Consider the following 17,286-nt stretch of genomic DNA (forward strand, 5'->3'; position numbering starts at 1 on the left):
CCCGGTTTGTGCGGGGCCTGTGGAGGGGTGGTGTGCGGACCGGGGGGCGGTAACTCCGGCCAACCGGGCCCCGCTTGATGAAAGGGGTGAATTCGGGCGGCCGTTCGCCGTTCTTCCCCTTCGACGCTGTCGGTGCCAGTCAATAGGATCGTCAAGGGGACCTCGACAGGCTCGTTGCGCCCCCGGCCCACTCCTTCCACACACGACGACCCAGGACACCCGCCATGGCGCGACGCAGCACATCAAGCTCGACGGGAAGAGCGACGGGGAATCCGTCGTCGGGTCCGCGGAACCGGACCCCGCAGCCGGTGCGGCTGCGGCGGCGTACGTTCGGGGACTTCGTCAAGGCGTTCCTCGCCTTCGTCGTGCTGCTCGTGCTCGTCGTCGGCGTCCCCGGCGCCCTCGCCGTGACCATCGGCTGGCCCCTGCCGCACAGCGCGCCCAGCATGGACTGGCTGTCGCAGCCGATCGGCGTCGAGACGTTCCTGAACGCCCTGACGGTCGTCGTCTGGCTGGCCTGGGCCCAGTTCACGGCCTGTGTGCTGGTCGAGGTCAAGGCCGCCGTCTCCGGCGTCGGCCTGCCCAGCCGCGTCCCCGGCGCCGGCCCCAGCCAGCTGCTCGCCCGGCAACTCGTCGCCGCCCTGCTGCTCGTCGGCGCCACCGCCGCCAGCCTCACCCCGGGCCTCTCGCAGCTCGGCCACAGCCTGGAGGGAAACCAGCAGGGCACGGTGGCCGCCGCCCAGGCGACCCCCGGCCTCCTCGCCCAGCAGCAGGAGCAGGCGAAGAGCACCGCGGCCGCCCTCGCCGAACAGGCAAACCATGCCGCGGCCCAGGCCGAACACGGCTCCACCGCCGCCCACGGGGCGACGAAGTACTACCGGATCCAGCCGCCCGAGGGCCGCCACCACGACTCCCTCTGGGAGATAGCGCAGCGCCATCTCGGCGACGGCCGCCGGTACAAGGAGATCTACGAGCTCAACAAGGACCGCGTCCAGCCCGACGGCTCCCGGCTCTCCGAGGCCAGCCTCATCCGCCCCGGCTGGATCATGGAGATGCCCGGCGACGCGCACGGCGGCGAGCTCGTCGAGAACCCCGACGCGCACGTCTCCCCGGAGGTCCAGCAGCAGATCGGCGACTACGCGAAGACCGGAGACCACGCCCAGCAGCGGCACCAGCAGCAGGGCGGCGGTCAGCACGCGGACCAGGACGGCGCCACCGCACAGATCACCGTGCCCGGTCAGCGCCCCGCCGGCGACAACACCGGCACGCCCGCCGCGCACACGCACGAGACCGGCGGCCACTCCTTCGGTCTTCCCGAGGCACTCCTCGGCGCCCCCCTCCTCGCCGCGGGCCTGCTCGCCGCCCTCGGCCGCCGACGCCGGCAGGCCCTGTGGCAGTCGGCGCTCGGTGCCGTCGGCGGCCGGCGCGGCATGGAGCCGCCGACCCCCACCGGCGACGCCCAGGACGTGCAGGACGCGCTGCTGGTGGGCGCGGACCCGGAGGGCGTACGACTGCTCGACCGCTCCCTGCGCGGGCTGGCCGCCGCCCTCACCGCCGAGTCCAGGTCCCTGCCCGTCGTGTACGCGGCCTGGCTCAGCCACGGCGATCTGCACCTCCAGCTCGCCCAGCCGGCCGGCAAGCCCCCGGCGCCCTGGCAGCTCGGCCAGGACCAGACGTTCTGGACGCTGTCCCGCGCGGACGCCGGGCACTACGAGGACACCGACGCCGCCGCCCCGTACCCCGGCCTGGTCAGCCTCGGCACCATGGACGACTCGCGGCTGCTGCTCAACCTGGAGGCCGTGCCCGGCATCGTCTCGCTGAGCGGCCGGGAGGCCGACCGGGCCGCCGTGTTCGCCTCCGTCGCCGCCGAACTCGCCACCAACGGCTGGTCGGACCGCATGACCATCACCCTCGTCGGCTTCGGCGCGGACCTCACCCCGCTCGCCCCCAACCGGCTGCGCCATCTCGACGACGTGGACGCGCTGTTCGAGACGATGGAGGCCGAGACCCGGCAGCGGCGCGGCGCGCTCGGCGCCGCCGGGCACGACTCGGTCCTCACCGGCCGCACCGGCCCCGCCCAGCACACCCGCTGGGCGCCGAACCTGGTGCTGCTCGCCGCCCAGCCGTCCGCCGAGGACGCGGTACGGCTCGCCGAACTCGCCGCCGACGCCGGCCGGCTGGGCATCGGCTACCTGGTCGGCACCGAGAGCGACGACCTGCCCGGCGCCGCCTGGGCGATGGAGATCACCCCGGACGGCAGGCTCCTCGCCCCGCTCCTCGGCCTCGAACTCCAGGCCCAGCTGCTGCCCGGCGTGCAACAGCGCGCGGTGGTCGAGCTGTTCGTCGAGGCCGACCCCGAGCGCGACCCGGACGGGCCGACCAACGCCCCGCCGTTCCTCGTCGACATCAGCGAACAGGGCCGTCCCGCGGTGTACGCGCGGCTCGTCGGGCCGTACGAGATCATCGGCCTCGACACCCCCGACGGCGAGCGCAGCGCACTCCTCCACGAGGCCCTCGCGCTGCTCCTCCTGCACCGCGAGGGCGTGCACCCGCGCGTGCTGTCGTCCGCGCTGTGGCCGCGCGGGGTGACGGAGGACGTCCGCGACGCCCTCCTGGACCGGCTGCGCGGCTGGCTCGGCACCGACCCGGACGGCAGCCCCCGGCTGCGGACGGACGGGACCGGACGGCTCGTGCTCGCCAAGACGGTGGTCTCCGACCTCGACGTGCTGCGCTCCCTCTACTACGAGGCCACGCAGGGCAAGGGCGTCGAGAGCCGCGCCGTCCGCGGCCGCCTCCTCACGGACGCGCTCGTGCTGGTCCGCGGCCCGCTGCTCGCCGACCGCGCGGAGGGCCGCTACCGCTGGCTCACGCACGAGATCATCGACGCCCAACTGCCGCTCCTCGTCGCCGACATCGGCCTCGCCCTGTCCGCGTTCCACCTGGAGAAGGACCGCGCGGAGAAGGCGATCGAGGCGCTCGCGGCGGCACTGCGGACCGCCCCGGCCGACGAACGCCTCTGGAACGAGCTGCTGCGTGCCACCCACGCCACCGGCGACCCGGACCGCGTCCGCGCCCTCGCGGCCGACCTGATCGCCCGCAGCGGTGCGCGCGGCCTGCCCCCGCGCACCGAGGCGCTCCTCGACGAACTCCTCCCGACCTGGCGCGACGGCGCCGCCGCGACGGGATGACCGCCCTGGACGCCCTGGACCTCGCCCTGCCCGTCACCGCCGCCCTCTGGGGCGCGGCGACGGGCACACTCCTGCCCCGCGCCGCCCACCGCTTCTCGGTACCGGCGGGGGAGGACTGGCGCAAGGAGTGCCCGGCGGGCCACCCCATCAGGGGCTGGCTGGGCACCGCACACTGCGCCGCCTGTACGACCCCGGCACCCACCCCCGCCGAACCGGTGGCCGCCGACGGCGAGGACGCCCCACAGGGGCCACCCGCCCCCGCCCCCGCCCCCGCACCCGCCCCCCTCGCCCTCACCACCGCCCTCGTCTGCACGGCCCTCGCCCTCGCCACCGGCCCCCGCCCCGAACTCGCCGTCTGGCTGCTCCTGGCCCCCGTCGGCGTGCTCCTCGCGGTCGTCGACTTCCGCGTCCAGCGCCTCCCCGACCCCCTCACCCTCCCCCTCGCGGCCGCCGCCCTCGCCCTCCTCGGCGCAGCCGCCCTTCTCCCCGAGCACGCGGGCCACTGGCTCACCTCCCTCTACGCGGCCCTCGCGCTCGGCGCCTGCTACTTCCTCCTCTTCCTCGTCAACCCCGGCGGCATGGGCTTCGGCGACGTGAAGCTGGCCCTCGGCACGGGCGCCGTACTCGGCTGGTACGGCTGGCCCACCGTGCTGTTCGGCACCTTCGCCGGGTTCCTGCTGGGCGCGTTGTACGGCGGTGCGCTCGTCGTCGTACGGCGGGCCGGGCGCAAGACGGCGATCGCGTTCGGGCCGTTCCTGATCGCGGGCGCGTTCGCGGGGCTGCTGGTCGGCGCGTACACGGCCTGAGGTCGGGCCGTTCCAAGGCCAGGCGCAGGGCCGGCACAGGGCTGGCGTAGGCTGGTTCGGTCCGTCCACAAGCCATTACGAAAGGGACGCGCCCGGTGACCGAGAAGGCCGACCTTCAGTCCGTCCTCGACCGTGCCGCTGCCGGTGGGCGGATCACCCCGGAAGAGGCGCTCGACCTCTACCGCGACGCGCCCCTGCACGCGCTGGGCGCCGCCGCCGACGCCGTACGCCGCCGCAAGTACGCGGGCACCGAGCACATCGCGACGTACATCATCGAGCGGAACATCAACTACACGAACGTGTGTGTCACGGCGTGCAAGTTCTGCGCCTTCTACGCGGCCCCCAAGGACACCGCCAAGGGCTGGACCCGCGACCTCGACGACATCCTGCGCCGCTGCGCGGAGACGGTCGAGCTGGGCGGCACCCAGATCATGTTCCAGGGCGGCCACCACCCCGACTACGGCGTCGAGTACTACGAGAAGCACTTCAAGGCGATCAAGGACGCGTTCCCGCAGCTGGTCATCCACTCCCTCGGCGCCTCCGAGGTCGAGCACATGGCCCGCATCTCCGGCGTCTCCGTCGAGGAGGCCATCACCCGTATCCACGAGGCGGGCCTGGACTCCTTCGCGGGCGCCGGCGCGGAACTTCTCCCCGCACGCCCCCGCAAGGCCATCGCGCCCCTCAAGGAGAGCGGCGAGCGCTGGCTGGAGATCATGGAGACGGCCCACAAGCTGGGCGTCGAGTCCACGTCGACGATGCTGATGGGCACGGGCGAGACGAACGCCGAGCGCATCGAGCACCTGCGGATGATCCGGGACGTCCAGGACCGCACGGGCGGCTTCCGGGCCTTCATCCCGTACACCTACCAGCCCGAGAACAACCACCTGAAGGGCCGCACCCAGGCGACGCTCTTCGAGTACCTGCGGATGATCGCGATCGCGCGGATCTTCATGGACAACATCGCCCACATCCAGGGCTCCTGGCTCACCACCGGCAAGGAGGTCGGCCAGCTCTCGCTCCACTACGGCGCGGACGACCTCGGCTCGATCATGCTGGAGGAGAACGTCGTCTCCTCGGCCGGTGCCAAGCACCGCTCCAACCGCCTGGAGATCATCGACCTGATCCGCAAGGCGGGCCGCGTCCCGGCGCAGCGCGCGACGACGTACGAGCACCTCGTCGTCCACGACGACCCGGCGAACGACCCGGTCGACGAGCGCGTCATGTCCCACATCTCGTCGACGGCGATCGAGGGCGGCACCGCGCACCCCGAGCTGAAGCTGCTCAGCGCCAACTGACCCGGCGGTGGAGACGATTCACACGGCGGACCGGGTCTGTGTCACCTGGGACGCCGAGCCGATCGGGCACGGCGCCGTGGTGGTCGTGCACGACCGGATCGCCGCGGTGGGGCCGTACGACGATTTGCGCGCCCGCTTTCCCCTGGCGCGGGTCCGCACCTGGCCGGGCGCCCTCGGCCCCGCCCACGTCCACGACGGCCCCCTCCCGGACGCCCCCAGCCCACGCGAACGGGTGCACGCGGTACTGAAGCTGGGAGCGACGGCGGTCCTGGAACAGCACACCACCTCACCCGAGCTGCGGGCGGCGGCGGAGCGCAACGATGTCGCCGTGCTGCCGGGCGCGGCCCGAAAGACCGCGATCATCGAGACCGGCCGAGCCGACTTGGCGGTGTTCGACGAGTCGGGGGAGTGCATCGCAACGGTGTGCGCCGGCCGCCTTGTCCATAGACGCAAGTAGTGAGCGCCCCGTCAGGGGCGCGGGGCTGTATTGAATATGCGGCTACCGCCGCGTGGGCGCGACCAGCCCCCGCGAACCCGCACACGACACTCAGCCCGCGAACGCCTTCCCGAACGCCCCCGAACTCTGAGAAACCCCACTGCAGTTGGTCGCGGCGTCGTCATCCTCCGAACCGCTCTCACACTGCACATCCCGGAACGTCGACCACATCGAAACCCACGCGATCCCCTTCTCCTCCGCGAACGCCCGCACATCGGCCGCGTCCGACAGCGAGAACGTCTCCCCGTCCACGTCGTTCACCCCGATCATCGAGGTCAGCGCCATCCCGCCCCACGCGTTCGCGTCCGACAGCCCGAACACCTTCTTCAGCTGCTTCTGCGTGGCCTTCGCCGAGGTGAGCGCGTAGTCGCCCATGTCCCCGTCGTACGACTCGCCGTAGTTCATGGTCATGATGTTGACCGTCGAGACCTGCACGTCGTACTTGTTCGCGGACTCCAGCAGCGCGAGGCCGTCGGAGTCGAGCCCCGACGGCATCACGGGCAGCGTGAAGGAGACCTCCAAGTCGGGCCGTTCCTTCTGGAGTTGTGCGATCGCCTCCGACCGCAGGGCGACCGAGTCGGAGTCGGTCAGCGTGTCGCCCTCGATGTCGAAGTCGGCCTGGGAGGAGCCGGCGGCGTCCAGCGCGGCCCCGTATGCCGCCGCGAGCTTCGACGCGCTGGAGCACGTCGTCGCCAGCTCCTTCCCCGAGGCCCCGCCGAAGGACACCCGGACACTCGCGCCGCCCTCCGTCAGCTTGGAGATCCGGGACTTCACGGCCGAGCTCCCTATCGCGGTCGTCCCGTTCCACTCCGGCGTACAACTGCTGCCACTGGCGATCACGAAGGCCAGGTTGTACGTCGACGGAGTGCCCGAGTCGTCCGTGTCGGCGGCCTCGGTCGCGCTGACGTAGGGCGCGTACGACGTGCCCGACGTGCCCGACGCATCGGTCGCACTGGGCGAGGCCGACTGCCGCTTGGGCGGCGCGGGTGCCGCGTCCGACGTGCCGGCGGAGCCCGAGGAGCACCCCGTCACTGCCATGGCAAACAGGCAGGTAAGCCCAGCAGCCGGCCTCAGGAAACCCCGCATTAAGATGCACCCGCTCTCGTGATTTGTGTCTCAGGATCGAAACAAAGCCTGATTCCAAAGGAAAACGTCTCACACGGACCTGGTGTTCAACGTTCCGATCGATACATAGAAAACTCATGGAAGGAAGGGCGTGAATCGGATCAATGGGGCAGCGCAAAAGGGATGTTGAGATTGATTCCCTTCCTGTGTGACCTCCGCAGGTGTTCATAGAATCTCTCAGTGAAAAGACAGGTTAAGGCGTTTCTCATGGGCGCCTCACATGAACCCCGAAGGCGGTCACATAAAGACTCCCTAATATCCGAGGAATGCAATCCGAGCCTGCCATCGAAAGCCGCACCGCCGCGCGCGGTCGCCGCCGCAAACAGGGCAACGGGTCTGTCGAAGGGCCCGTGTTCGTCGACTCCTCGGGACGCCGGTCCAAGGTGCTGCGCCGCGTCGGCCTCCTCCTCGGCGTCGTCTGCCTCGCCTACACGGGAGTGCTCGGCGCCGCCTTCATGGGCTGGGGCACCTCGCTCACCCCGTCCTCGCTGATCCCCGACTTCGCACGCGGCGGCACCGCTCCCGGTGGCGAACGCCCGCAGGGCGGCATCGGCCGCCAGGTCGGCGTGCCCAGCGGCCGCCCGTCGGCACCGCCGTCGACCACGTCGAACACGTCGACCACCGCCACCCCGTCCGCCTCCGCATCCGCCACCGCCGACTGACCGGAAACGCAGGCCTCTCCCCATGACTACACCGACGTCCTCACGCGGCCGCAGGCGCGCCCCCTCCCGTATCGAGCGGGCGGCGGGCCGGGCCGCGGCGCTGCAGAAACCACGTGTCATCCTCGCCCTGCTGCTTCTGCTGGCGCTGACCTGCGTGATGCTGCTCGACGGCTATCTGCGCGCAGAGGTCGGCGGCGACCAGCGGGTCCGCACCGGCGCCAGTTCCAGCAAGGTGCCGGACAAGATCCTCGACGGCGGCCCGATCCTCACCTTCCGGGGCGGCCAGGCGACCACCGTCTCCGTCCCCTCCAAGACCATCGCGCTCACCTTCGACGACGGCCCGAACCCGACCTGGACCCCGCAGGTCCTCAAGATCCTTGAGCAGTACGACGTGCCCGGCACGTTCTTCCTGGTCGGCTCGATGGTGTCGCGCTACCCGAGCATCGTGAAGTCGATGGTCCAGCAGGGCAACGAGGTGGGCATCCACACCTTCACGCACGTCGACCTGTCGTACCAGAGCGACGCCCGGATCAACCGCGAGATGCAGCAGACCCAGCTCGCGCTCGCCGGCGCGGCCGGGATCACGACGACCCTCTTCCGCGCGCCGTACTCCTCCGAGACGGACGCCATCGACAACTACAGCTGGCCCGTCTACAAGAAGCTCGGCAAGGAGGGCTACACCAGCGTCTTCGTCGACACCGACAGCGACGACTGGAAGAAGCCGGGCGTCTCGAAGATCATCAAATGGGCCACGCCGAAGAAGAACAAGGGCGCCGCGGTCCTCTTCCACGACGCCGGTGGCGAGCGCTCGCAGACCATCAAGGCGCTGCCGACGTACATCAAGAAGATGAAGGCGAAGGGCTACACCTTCACCACCATCAGCGGTGTCGTCCAGAAGCGGAACGCCGCGAACCGTGAGACCGCCACGGCGAGCACCGGCACGAGCGGCACGAGTGGCACAAGCGACCAGACCGCCACCGGGGTCACCGAAGCCGGCGCGCTCACCGGAACCGGAACCGGATCCGGATCCGGCACTGGTACCGGCACCGGCACGGGTTCCCAGCCCGGCGGCACCGCCCCGAACGGGGAAGGCGCCCCGAGCGGAGGCACCGGCACCGGCACCGGAACCGCCCCGAACGGCCAGAACCGCTCCACCACCGCCCGCCTCCAGGCGGCCCACCGCACCGCCACCGGTATGACCCTCTACGAGGGCAAGGCGCTCATCGTGGCGGTCGCGATCGCCGAATGGGCGCTACCCGTCCTCTCCTACCTGCTGCTGGTCGTCGGCATCGCGGTGATGGGCCGCTTCGGGATGATGCTGCTCATCGCCCGCCGCCACTACCGGCTGCGCAACAAACGCAGATTCAGCTGGGGACCGGAGGTGACCGGACCGGTGAGTGTGATCGTCCCGGCGTACAACGAGAAGGAGTGCATCGCCAACACCCTGGAGTCGCTGGCGCAGAGCACCCACCCGATCGAGATCATCGTCGTCGACGACGGTTCGACGGACGGCACCTCGGAGATCGCCCGCGCCGCCGCCGACAAGCTCGGCATGAGCAACGTCCGGGTCATCCGGCAGGAGAACGCGGGCAAGCCCGCCGCCCTCAACAACGGTGTCCGCAACGCCAGTTACCCCATCGTCATCATGATGGACGGCGACACGGTCTTCGAGCCGGACGCGGTGTACCAGCTGGTGCAGCCGTTCGCCGACCCCGAGGTCGGCGCGGTCGCCGGCAACGCCAAGGTCGGCAACCGCAACACGGTCATCGGCGCCTGGCAGCACATCGAGTACGTGATGGGCTTCAACCTGGACCGCCGCATGTACGACCTGCTGCGCTGCATGCCGACCATCCCCGGCGCGATCGGCGCGTTCCGCCGCGACGCGGTGCTCCAGGTCGGCGGGATGAGCGAGGACACCCTCGCCGAGGACACCGACATCACCATCGCCATGCACCGCGCGGGCTGGCGGGTCGTCTACCAGGAGCACGCCAAGGCCTGGACGGAGGCGCCCGGTTCGCTGAAGCAGCTGTGGTCCCAGCGCTACCGCTGGTCGTACGGCACCATGCAGGCCCTGTGGAAGCACCGCAAGTCCCTGACGGACAAGGGTCCTTCGGGCCGCTTCGGCCGGGTCGGCATGCCCCTGGTGGTGCTCTTCCAGATCGTCACACCCGTCTTCGCCCCGCTCATCGACGTCTTCACGGTCTACTCCATGATCTTCGTCGACTTCGAGGCGGCCCTGCTGGCCTGGCTCGCCGTCCTCGGCGTCCAACTGGCCTGCGCGGCCTACGCGTTCCGCCTCGACAAGGAGCGGTACCGCTACCTGCTGATGATGCCGCTCCAGCAACTGGCCTACCGTCAGATGATGTACCTGGTCCTGATCCATTCCTGTATCACCGCCCTCACCGGCGGCCGCCTGCGCTGGCAGAAACTCAAGCGCACGGGCGAGGTAGGCACCCCGGCGGGAGTGAGCGGCTGATGACCTGGGACCAGCAACAGCAGCCGTACCAGCAGGGCTACGGCAACAACGGCTACGGCCATGCCAACGGCTACGACTACGGCCCGTACGGCGGCCAGCAGCAGTACGCGCAGCAGCCGTACCCGCAGCAGGAGCAGTACACCGGCTACGGCCACACCCCGGCGGTGGAGGCCACCGCACCGCTGCCGCCGGTGCAGCCGGAACCCGCGCCGGAGCCCGCCCGGGAATCGGCGGCCGGCGTCGACGAGCCGAACCCGGCCCGCGACCCACAGCCGACGTCCGCCCCCGACCCCGCCCCCGACCCGCAGCTCAGGCCCACGGGACGCGACCGCTACTTCGACACGCTCCGTGCGGTCGCCCTCGTCCGGGTCGTCACCTACCACACCTTCGGCTGGGCCTGGTGCGGCATGGTGTTCCCCTCCATGGGCATCATGTTCGGCCTCGCCGGCACGCTGATGGCGAAGTCCCTGGAGCGCCCCGCGTTCAAGGTCGTCAAGAGCCGCCTGCGCCGTCTCCTCCCGCCGTTCTGGTTCTGGGGTTTCTTCGTCGTCCTGGCGATGCTGATCCACGACTGGATGCCCGGCTGGCAGATCGTCTACTGGGTCGTGCCGCTCGGCGACCCGCCGGGCAACGCGTGGGGCGAGCAGGCCTGGGAGATCCTCTGGTACCTGCGGACGTACCTGTGGTTCGTCCTTCTCTCCCCGGCCCTGCTGTGGATCTTCCGCAAAGCCCCGATACCGGTCCTCCTCCTGTCCCTGGCTCCGATCCTGGTCCTGAACTTCGTCTGGTCGGGCCCCGACAACCGCTTCGGCAGCGCCCTGTGGGACCTGTCGACGTACCTCTTCTGCTGGATCCTCGGCTTCGCCCACCGCGACGGCGTGCTCCAGAGGATGAAGCCGGCCCTGGTGGTCGTGGGCTCGCTGGCCGCGGTCGCCTACGGCGGCTGGTACGCCTTCGCGCACCAGTCCGACTTCGGCACGTACGACCTCGACGAGAACCCCCTCGCGCAGGCCTTCTGGTCGGCCGGGTTCGTCATGCTGCTGATGTGGGCGAAGGCGTACTTCAGGATCGACTTCGCCTGGCTGACCCGCTTCAAGCGGCTGGACCGGACGGTGACGGTCTTCAACGCCCGCGCCGTGACGATCTACCTCTGGCACGAGATCGCCCTGGTCCTGGCGGTCCCGCTGATCGACCGGATGTGGAACGTGCCCGCGTTCGAGAAGTGGCTCCCGCTGGACAGCCAGTGGTTCATGTTCGGCGTCGGCTGGATCCTGATCGCGGTCTTCGTCGTGCTGTGCGGCTGGGTGGAGGACGTCGCCGCGAAGAAGAAGCCGAAGCTTCTCCCCTGAGGGGGCCCTGCAAGAATGGGCGGCGTGACCCGCGCCTCCCTGAACAAGCAGCCGCACGAAGTCGCCTCGATGTTCGACGACGTGGCGGAACGGTACGACCTGACCAACGACGTGCTGTCGCTCGGCCAGGACCGGCACTGGCGGAAGGAGGTCGCCAGGGCGGTCGACGCGCGGCCCGCGCAGAAGATCCTGGACCTGGCGGCCGGCACGGGCACCTCCTCCCAGCCGTTCGCCCGGGCCGGCGCCTTCGTCGTGCCCTGCGACTTCTCCCTCGGGATGCTCCAGGTCGGCAAGCGGCGCACCGCCTGGATGCCCTTCACGGCCGGGGACGCCACGAAGCTGCCGTTCAAGGACGACACCTTCGACGCCGTGACGATCTCCTTCGGGCTGCGCAACGTCCAGGACACCGACGCGGCCCTGCGCGAGATGTACCGGGTGACACGGCCCGGCGGCCGGGTGGTGATCTGCGAGTTCTCGCACCCGACCTGGGCGCCCTTCAGGACCGTCTACACCGAGTACCTGATGCGGGCGCTGCCCCCGGTGGCCCGCGCGGTGTCCTCCAACCCGGACGCCTACGTCTACCTCGCCGAGTCCATCCGCGCCTGGCCCGACCAGCCCGCGCTGGCCGGACGGCTGCGCGAGGCCGGCTGGTCGAAGGTGGCCTGGCGCAATCTCAGCGGCGGGATCGTCGCCCTGCACCGCGGCTTCAAGGCGGCCTGAGCCCCGGCCGGGGACTCACAGGCTGCTCACCTCGAAGGCGTCCCCGGGCTGGTCCAGCTCCCGTTGCAGCCCGCCCTTCGGCGGCCGTGGGATGCGCGGCTCGCGCACGCCCCCGCCGCCCTCGCCCTCACCGAAGTCGAACCACACGTACACCATCGATTCCCGCGGTACCTCGGCACCGGGCTGCGGGAACTGGCGTACGACGTACTCGACGACCGTGAGATGGAAGTCCGGCCGGTCCGGCGCGTTGAGGAACAGTCCCCGCGCCTGGGCGGTCTCACGCGCGTCCACGGCCATCAGCCCGACCAGCCGTGGAACGCGCACTTCGGGTGTTTTGGGTGTTATACGCACAGATGTCACCCCCAGCGGTACTGGAAGGGTAACCCCCGGCACATGGCGATCGGAAGCGCCAAGTGTCTTTCTGTAACAGATCGCTACTTTCTGTTACTGATCGTTGGTCTCCGGGTCGCCTTGTCGAAGGTCAAGGCGATAGCAGTGCCCCTCTCGCTCGCACCGCGGCGTCCGGAACCTCTCCGCGAGCCGCATCTCCAGCCGTCGCGTCACCGCGATGGAACGTTCGTTGCGGGCGTCGACCATCGCCACCACGCTCGGCACCCCGGCCGCCCGCAGCCGCCGCACCGTCTCCCGGGCGGCCGCCGTGACATACCCCTGCCCCCAGTGCGAGCGCCGCAGCCGCCAGCCGATCTCGATCTCGCCCGTCGGCCCCCACGCGTGCTCCCAGGGCTGGGCGCCCGTGAAGCCGACGACCTCACCGCTCTCGTCGAGCACCGACCAGAGGCAGAACCCCCGCTCGGCGTCGTGCCGGCGCTGCCGGGCGGTGAGTTCCTCGTACTCCGACAACTCGGCGGCCTGCCCGCCGTGGAACTCCATGACCTCGGGGTCCGCGAAGATCCCGTGCCAGGCGAACGCGTCCTCGTGCGTGGGCACACGCAGCCGTACCGCGGGGAGAGCTCGGTTCACAGGGGCAGCCCTTCAGCCGGGTGATCAGTACCGCTGAATAGACTGCCCATGTCCAGTGCCGGTCGGCACGCAGATTTCGAGCCTTGGGGAGCCCCCGTCGTGACCGAGCCCCTCTCCGAAAACACCGCCGATGTCATCGTCGTCGGCGCGGGGCCAGCCGGCTCCACGACGGCGTACCACCTGGCCAAGTCCGGCCTGGACGTACTCCTGCTGGAGAAGACCGAGTTCCCGCGCGAGAAGGTGTGCGGCGACGGACTCACCCCGCGCGCGGTGAAGCAGCTGGTCGCCATGGGCATCGACATCTCCGAGGAGGCCGGCTGGCTGCGCAACAAGGGGCTGCGCATCATCGGCGGCGGTACCCGCCTCCAGCTGGACTGGCCGGATCTCGCCTCCTTCCCCGACTACGGCCTGGTCCGCAAACGCGACGACTTCGACGAACAGCTCGCCCGCCAGGCGCAGAAGGCGGGTGCGCGGTTGTACGAGCGGTGCAACGTCGGTGCCCCGATCATCGACGACCGCACCGGCCGCATCACCGGCGTCCACGCCAAGCTCGGCGAGGAGAAGCGCGAAGTCACCTTCCGCGCGCCGCTCGTGGTGGCCGCCGACGGCAACTCCACCCGGCTCTCCCTCGCGATGGGCCTGCACCGCCGCGAGGACCGCCCGATGGGCGTGGCCGTCCGGACCTACTTCACCTCCCCCCGTCACGAGGACGACTATCTGGAGTCCTGGCTGGAACTCTGGGACCGCCGCGGCCCCGTGGACCGCCTCCTTCCCGGCTACGGCTGGATCTTCGGCATGGGCGACGGCACCTCCAACGTGGGTCTCGGCGTCCTGAACACCTCCGGCTCCTTCAAGGAACTGGACTGGCGCGAGGTCCTCAAGGCCTGGTGCGCCTCCATGCCCGAGGACTGGGGCTACACCCCCGAGAACATGACCGGCCCGATCCGCGGCGCCGCCCTCCCCATGGCCTTCAACCGCCAGCCCCACTACACGCGCGGCCTGCTCCTCGTCGGCGACGCCGGCGGCCTGGTGAACCCCTTCAACGGCGAGGGCATCGCCTACGCCATGGAGTCCGGCCAGATCGCCGCCGACGTCATCGTCCAGGCCCACGCGCGGGCCACGCCCAGCGGGCGCGAGATGGCCCTGCAGCGCTACCCGCGCGTCCTCAAGGACACCTACGGCGGCTACTACACGCTCGGCCGTGCCTTCGTGAAGCTCATCGGCAACCCGAAGGTCATGCAGATCGCCGCCCAGCGCGGCCTGACCCACCCGCTGCTGATGAAGTTCACCCTGAAGCTCCTGGCGAACCTCACCGACCCGACCGGCGGCGACGCGATGGACCGCATCATCAACGGCCTGAGCAAGGTGGCCCCGAAGGCCTGACCGCTCCTAGGAGCCGGTCGCCTCGATGTTGGCGGCCCGGCGGGCGTAGACGTCCTCCCGCCGGTCCGCCACCTGCCTCAGCGCTTCCTTCCGCTCGCGCTTCGAGAGCCGGTCGAGATACACGCGCCCGTTCACATGGTCCGTCTCGTGCGCGAGACAGCGGGCGAAATACCCCGTTCCCTCAAGGGTGAGCGGATTGCCGTCCTTGTCCTGTCCGCGCACGACCGCCCGGTCCGGTCGCGGTACGTCCATGACGGCACCCGGCACCGACAGGCAGCCCTCGCAGTCGTCGAGCAGCCGACGCTCGGCCGGGTCCTGGGTCTCCAGTACGGGATTGACAATGTGTCCGACATGTCGGACACCGTCGTCGTCGGGGCAGTCGTACACGAACAGCCGCAGATCGATCCCGACCTGGTTGGCCGCGAGGCCGGCTCCGTCGGCGATGTACATGGTGAGGAACATGTCGTCGATGAGTGCGGCGAGGTCGGGCCCGAACTCCGTGACGTCCCGGCACGGCTTGTGCAGGACTTCCTCACCGGTCTCGGTGATCCGGCGCACCGAACCGCGCCCGGCCTCGGGGGCGTGCCGGGGGAAGTGGTCCATGGGGGTTCCCTGGACGAAGACGCGTGGCATCGCGGTGTCTCCTTCGTGGGTCTCGGGCCGCTCCGTGCGAGCGGCCTGCATCGAGGATCCCAGGAGCCACCGGCTTCGCGGGGGGCCTGTGGAAAACCCGCCGGGCCGACCTGTGGAAAACGTTCACGAGCGGCCCGTGGAAAGCCGGAAGGGCCGCTGCCCCCGAGCGGCTGCGGCCCTACCGTGCTTGTGTGGTGCCCGAGTTATTCGGGTTGCCCGGGTTGTCCGGGTTGGTCAGAGCACCCGCACCGCGCCGGTCGGCGGGTCGTACGACAGCGGGTGCTCCCCGACGCCGCTGGACGGGTTCTGCGCGCCGACGAACATGCCGTCGCCGACGTACACCGCCACGTGGTACGCGCTGCCTGCGCTGCCCCAGTAGAGGATGTCGCCGGGCTGGAGGTTGCTCAGCGAGACCTGGGTGCCCTGCGTCGACTGGTCCTGGGAGACCCGCGGCAGGCTGACGCCGACCGACTTGAAGGCGGCCTGGACGAGACCCGAGCAGTCCCACGAGTTGGGGCCCGTGCCGCCGGAGACGTAGGCGTCGCCGATCTGCGCCTTCACGAAGGCGACCACCGCGGCGGCCGAACCCGTCGCCGTGGACGTGCTCGTGGAGGTGCTGGAGCTCGTGGAGGTGGCACTGAGGGTGGTCCGCTCGGCGTTGCGCGAAGCGCGCTCTGCGGCCGCCTTACGGGCCTCCTCGGCCTTCTTCTTCTTGGCCTCGGCCTTCTGCTTCGCGTCGGCGAGGTCCGCCTTGGCCTGCTTCGCGGCCTTTGCGGCGGCCGCGTCACGCTCGGTCTGGAGCGTGTAGTTCGCCGCGGTCTGCTGCGTGGCGTCGGCGGACTGGGCCACCTGAGTGGCCAGGTCGGCCGTCAGAGTGGGCAGTTCGAGCGTCTGCGTCACGGGTTCGGCGGCACTCGCCGACGCCGCGCCCGCCGCTGCCATGCCGAGGACGCCACTGGCAACTCCGGCGCGCACGGCGATGTTCGTTGTCGCGCTGCGGCGGGGCTTCCGGTGGCTGCGTATGTGAGCGGTGTGGGACATGGGGATAACCGGTACCAGGGGCTCCTTCATATCTTCAAGAAACGTGTCCTGCGCCACAGTTGTTCAATCGAGACCGTAAATCCCTCGCGTGTCGTTCTTTATTGACGCCGTAACGGACATTGCGGGCGTCCGTGATCACGCCTGTGATCACGTTCTTTCGCCATTACGCCCGAATTGCCCGCCGCCTACCATCGGTTGCGGTCGTTGGCCAAGCCCCGTTCTCAGACGCCTCTCATCGATGTGGCGGAGGTCACGGAACGGTCACCAGGAGGGGTGCGTCTCGCGCGGGGATCGGGGCAGGAGCGGAGCCCCTCGAGTTCGTGAACGCGTGCACGCGTCCACATCGCGTCCCGCGCCTCCCTCCGATGTGTGAATGCGGTCCACTATCAGCACGCCCGGTCCATCTCCAATTTGCATGCAGGGGAACTCTCTTGATATAGAGACGCCCACTCGGAACCCCCTCCCGCCTGCAGTGACGATCGAAAATGTCACTTCTGGTGATCACCTGAACGCTTCGCGTATGAAGATCACCACTCATCCGACTTCATGATCGATCGTCAGGTGGTGGAGATCACAAAGCTTGTGTAATACCCCGTGTCGCAGATCACAGAGCGGCGGGCATAAGATGCGAGGCAGTTGGGCTTGTGACCTGCTTCACATGTTCGCGATCTTCGCCCGGGACGCGCGGGGTTCGTGTGACGGCTGAGGCGGGTGGGAGCCCGGCCGAACCGCCACCAGTCAGTGCCGACTGAGAGGAGCGAGGAGCGGTGAACGCGTATGCGCCCATCCTCGTACTGGGAGCCCTCGGGGCAGGCTTTGCGATCTTCTCCGTGGTCATGGCCACGCTGATCGGTCCGAAGCGGTACAACCGCGCCAAACTCGAAGCCTACGAGTGCGGTATCGAGCCGACCCCCACGCCGGCCGGCGGCGGGCGTTTTCCGATCAAGTACTACCTGACGGCGATGCTCTTCATCGTCTTCGACATCGAGATCGTCTTCCTCTACCCCTGGGCCGTCACCTTCGACGCCCTGGGTGTTTTCGGGCTCGTGGAGATGCTGCTCTTCGTGCTCACCGTCTTCGTCGCGTACGCGTACGTATGGCGGCGCGGCGGCCTGGAATGGGACTGAGGGG

The 17,286-nt window shown here is 70.0% G+C and carries 15 protein-coding genes; 10 read left to right on the forward strand and 5 right to left on the reverse strand.

The genetic code is table 11. The features are described from left to right. The first annotated feature begins 224 nt into the window (after positions 1-224). From AB0D85_RS00390 to AB0D85_RS00405, 4 genes are all read left to right on the forward strand, one after another. Positions 225-3,188, forward strand: coding sequence for a BTAD domain-containing putative transcriptional regulator (locus AB0D85_RS00390; protein WP_362311933.1), 2,964 nt, complete (start codon positions 225-227; stop codon positions 3,186-3,188). Then, positions 3,185-3,994, forward strand: a complete 810-nt coding sequence (locus tag AB0D85_RS00395; protein ID WP_362311935.1) for an A24 family peptidase — start codon at positions 3,185-3,187, stop codon at positions 3,992-3,994. Before AB0D85_RS00390 ends, AB0D85_RS00395 begins: the two co-directional genes overlap by 4 nt. Positions 3,995-4,089: 95 nt before the next feature. Continuing rightward, the gene (gene mqnC, locus AB0D85_RS00400; protein ID WP_362311937.1) at positions 4,090-5,289 is read left to right on the forward strand and encodes a cyclic dehypoxanthinyl futalosine synthase; all 1,200 of its coding nucleotides are present in this window, start codon (positions 4,090-4,092) and stop codon (positions 5,287-5,289) included. 7 nt (positions 5,290-5,296) lie between these two features. After that, on the forward strand, positions 5,297-5,746 hold the full coding sequence (locus tag AB0D85_RS00405) for a hypothetical protein (RefSeq protein ID WP_362311939.1): 450 nt from the start codon (positions 5,297-5,299) through the stop codon (positions 5,744-5,746). Between the two features lie 90 nt (positions 5,747-5,836). Here AB0D85_RS00405 and AB0D85_RS00410 read toward each other — a convergent pair whose 3' ends face one another. Next, positions 5,837-6,871 (reverse strand): hydrolase, encoded by a 1,035-nt coding sequence (locus AB0D85_RS00410; protein WP_362311941.1) that lies wholly within the window; start codon positions 6,869-6,871, stop codon positions 5,837-5,839. A gap of 305 nt (positions 6,872-7,176) precedes the next feature. Here AB0D85_RS00410 and AB0D85_RS00415 point away from each other — a divergent pair, with 305 nt between their 5' ends. Genes AB0D85_RS00415 through AB0D85_RS00430 form a run of 4 tightly spaced genes read left to right on the forward strand, consistent with a single transcriptional unit; the run spans position 7,177 to position 12,117 of the window. After that, a complete protein-coding gene (locus tag AB0D85_RS00415) occupies positions 7,177-7,572 on the forward strand; it encodes a hypothetical protein (RefSeq protein WP_362311943.1) in 396 nt (131 codons plus the stop codon). Between the two features lie 22 nt (positions 7,573-7,594). Continuing rightward, entirely contained in the window at positions 7,595-10,048 is a 2,454-nt protein-coding gene (locus AB0D85_RS00420) for a glycosyltransferase (RefSeq protein WP_362311945.1), read from the forward strand. Then, entirely contained in the window at positions 10,048-11,397 is a 1,350-nt protein-coding gene (locus tag AB0D85_RS00425) for an acyltransferase family protein (protein WP_362311947.1), read from the forward strand. The genes AB0D85_RS00420 and AB0D85_RS00425 overlap by 1 nt, the downstream gene beginning before the upstream one ends. A gap of 24 nt (positions 11,398-11,421) precedes the next feature. Continuing rightward, positions 11,422-12,117 (forward strand): demethylmenaquinone methyltransferase, encoded by a 696-nt coding sequence (locus AB0D85_RS00430; RefSeq protein ID WP_362311949.1) that lies wholly within the window; start codon positions 11,422-11,424, stop codon positions 12,115-12,117. Positions 12,118-12,132: 15 nt separating this feature from the next. On the opposite strand, the gene AB0D85_RS00435 is transcribed toward AB0D85_RS00430, so the two are convergent. Beyond that, entirely contained in the window at positions 12,133-12,441 is a 309-nt protein-coding gene (locus AB0D85_RS00435) for a PASTA domain-containing protein (RefSeq protein ID WP_362311950.1), read from the reverse strand. Between the two features lie 120 nt (positions 12,442-12,561). Beyond that, positions 12,562-13,098, reverse strand: a complete 537-nt coding sequence (locus tag AB0D85_RS00440; protein ID WP_362311952.1) for a GNAT family N-acetyltransferase — start codon at positions 13,096-13,098, stop codon at positions 12,562-12,564. Positions 13,099-13,146: 48 nt separating this feature from the next. Here AB0D85_RS00440 and AB0D85_RS00445 point away from each other — a divergent pair, with 48 nt between their 5' ends. Continuing rightward, positions 13,147-14,481, forward strand: coding sequence for a geranylgeranyl reductase family protein (locus AB0D85_RS00445; protein ID WP_362311954.1), 1,335 nt, complete (start codon positions 13,147-13,149; stop codon positions 14,479-14,481). Positions 14,482-14,487: 6 nt separating this feature from the next. On the opposite strand, the gene def is transcribed toward AB0D85_RS00445, so the two are convergent. Both def and AB0D85_RS00455 read right to left on the reverse strand, forming a co-directional pair. Further along, positions 14,488-15,114, reverse strand: a complete 627-nt coding sequence (def, locus tag AB0D85_RS00450) for a peptide deformylase (protein WP_362311956.1) — start codon at positions 15,112-15,114, stop codon at positions 14,488-14,490. A 234-nt stretch (positions 15,115-15,348) separates the two neighbouring features. Further along, the gene (locus AB0D85_RS00455; protein WP_362311958.1) at positions 15,349-16,155 is read right to left on the reverse strand and encodes a C40 family peptidase; all 807 of its coding nucleotides are present in this window, start codon (positions 16,153-16,155) and stop codon (positions 15,349-15,351) included. A 767-nt stretch (positions 16,156-16,922) separates the two neighbouring features. Between AB0D85_RS00455 and AB0D85_RS00460 the strand changes: the two genes are divergently transcribed. Next, entirely contained in the window at positions 16,923-17,282 is a 360-nt protein-coding gene (locus tag AB0D85_RS00460) for an NADH-quinone oxidoreductase subunit A (protein WP_007383963.1), read from the forward strand. Positions 17,283-17,286: the final 4 nt, after the last annotated feature.

It is taken from the genome of Streptomyces sp. NPDC048277 (assembly GCF_040652235.1).
Classification (GTDB): domain Bacteria; phylum Actinomycetota; class Actinomycetes; order Streptomycetales; family Streptomycetaceae; genus Streptomyces.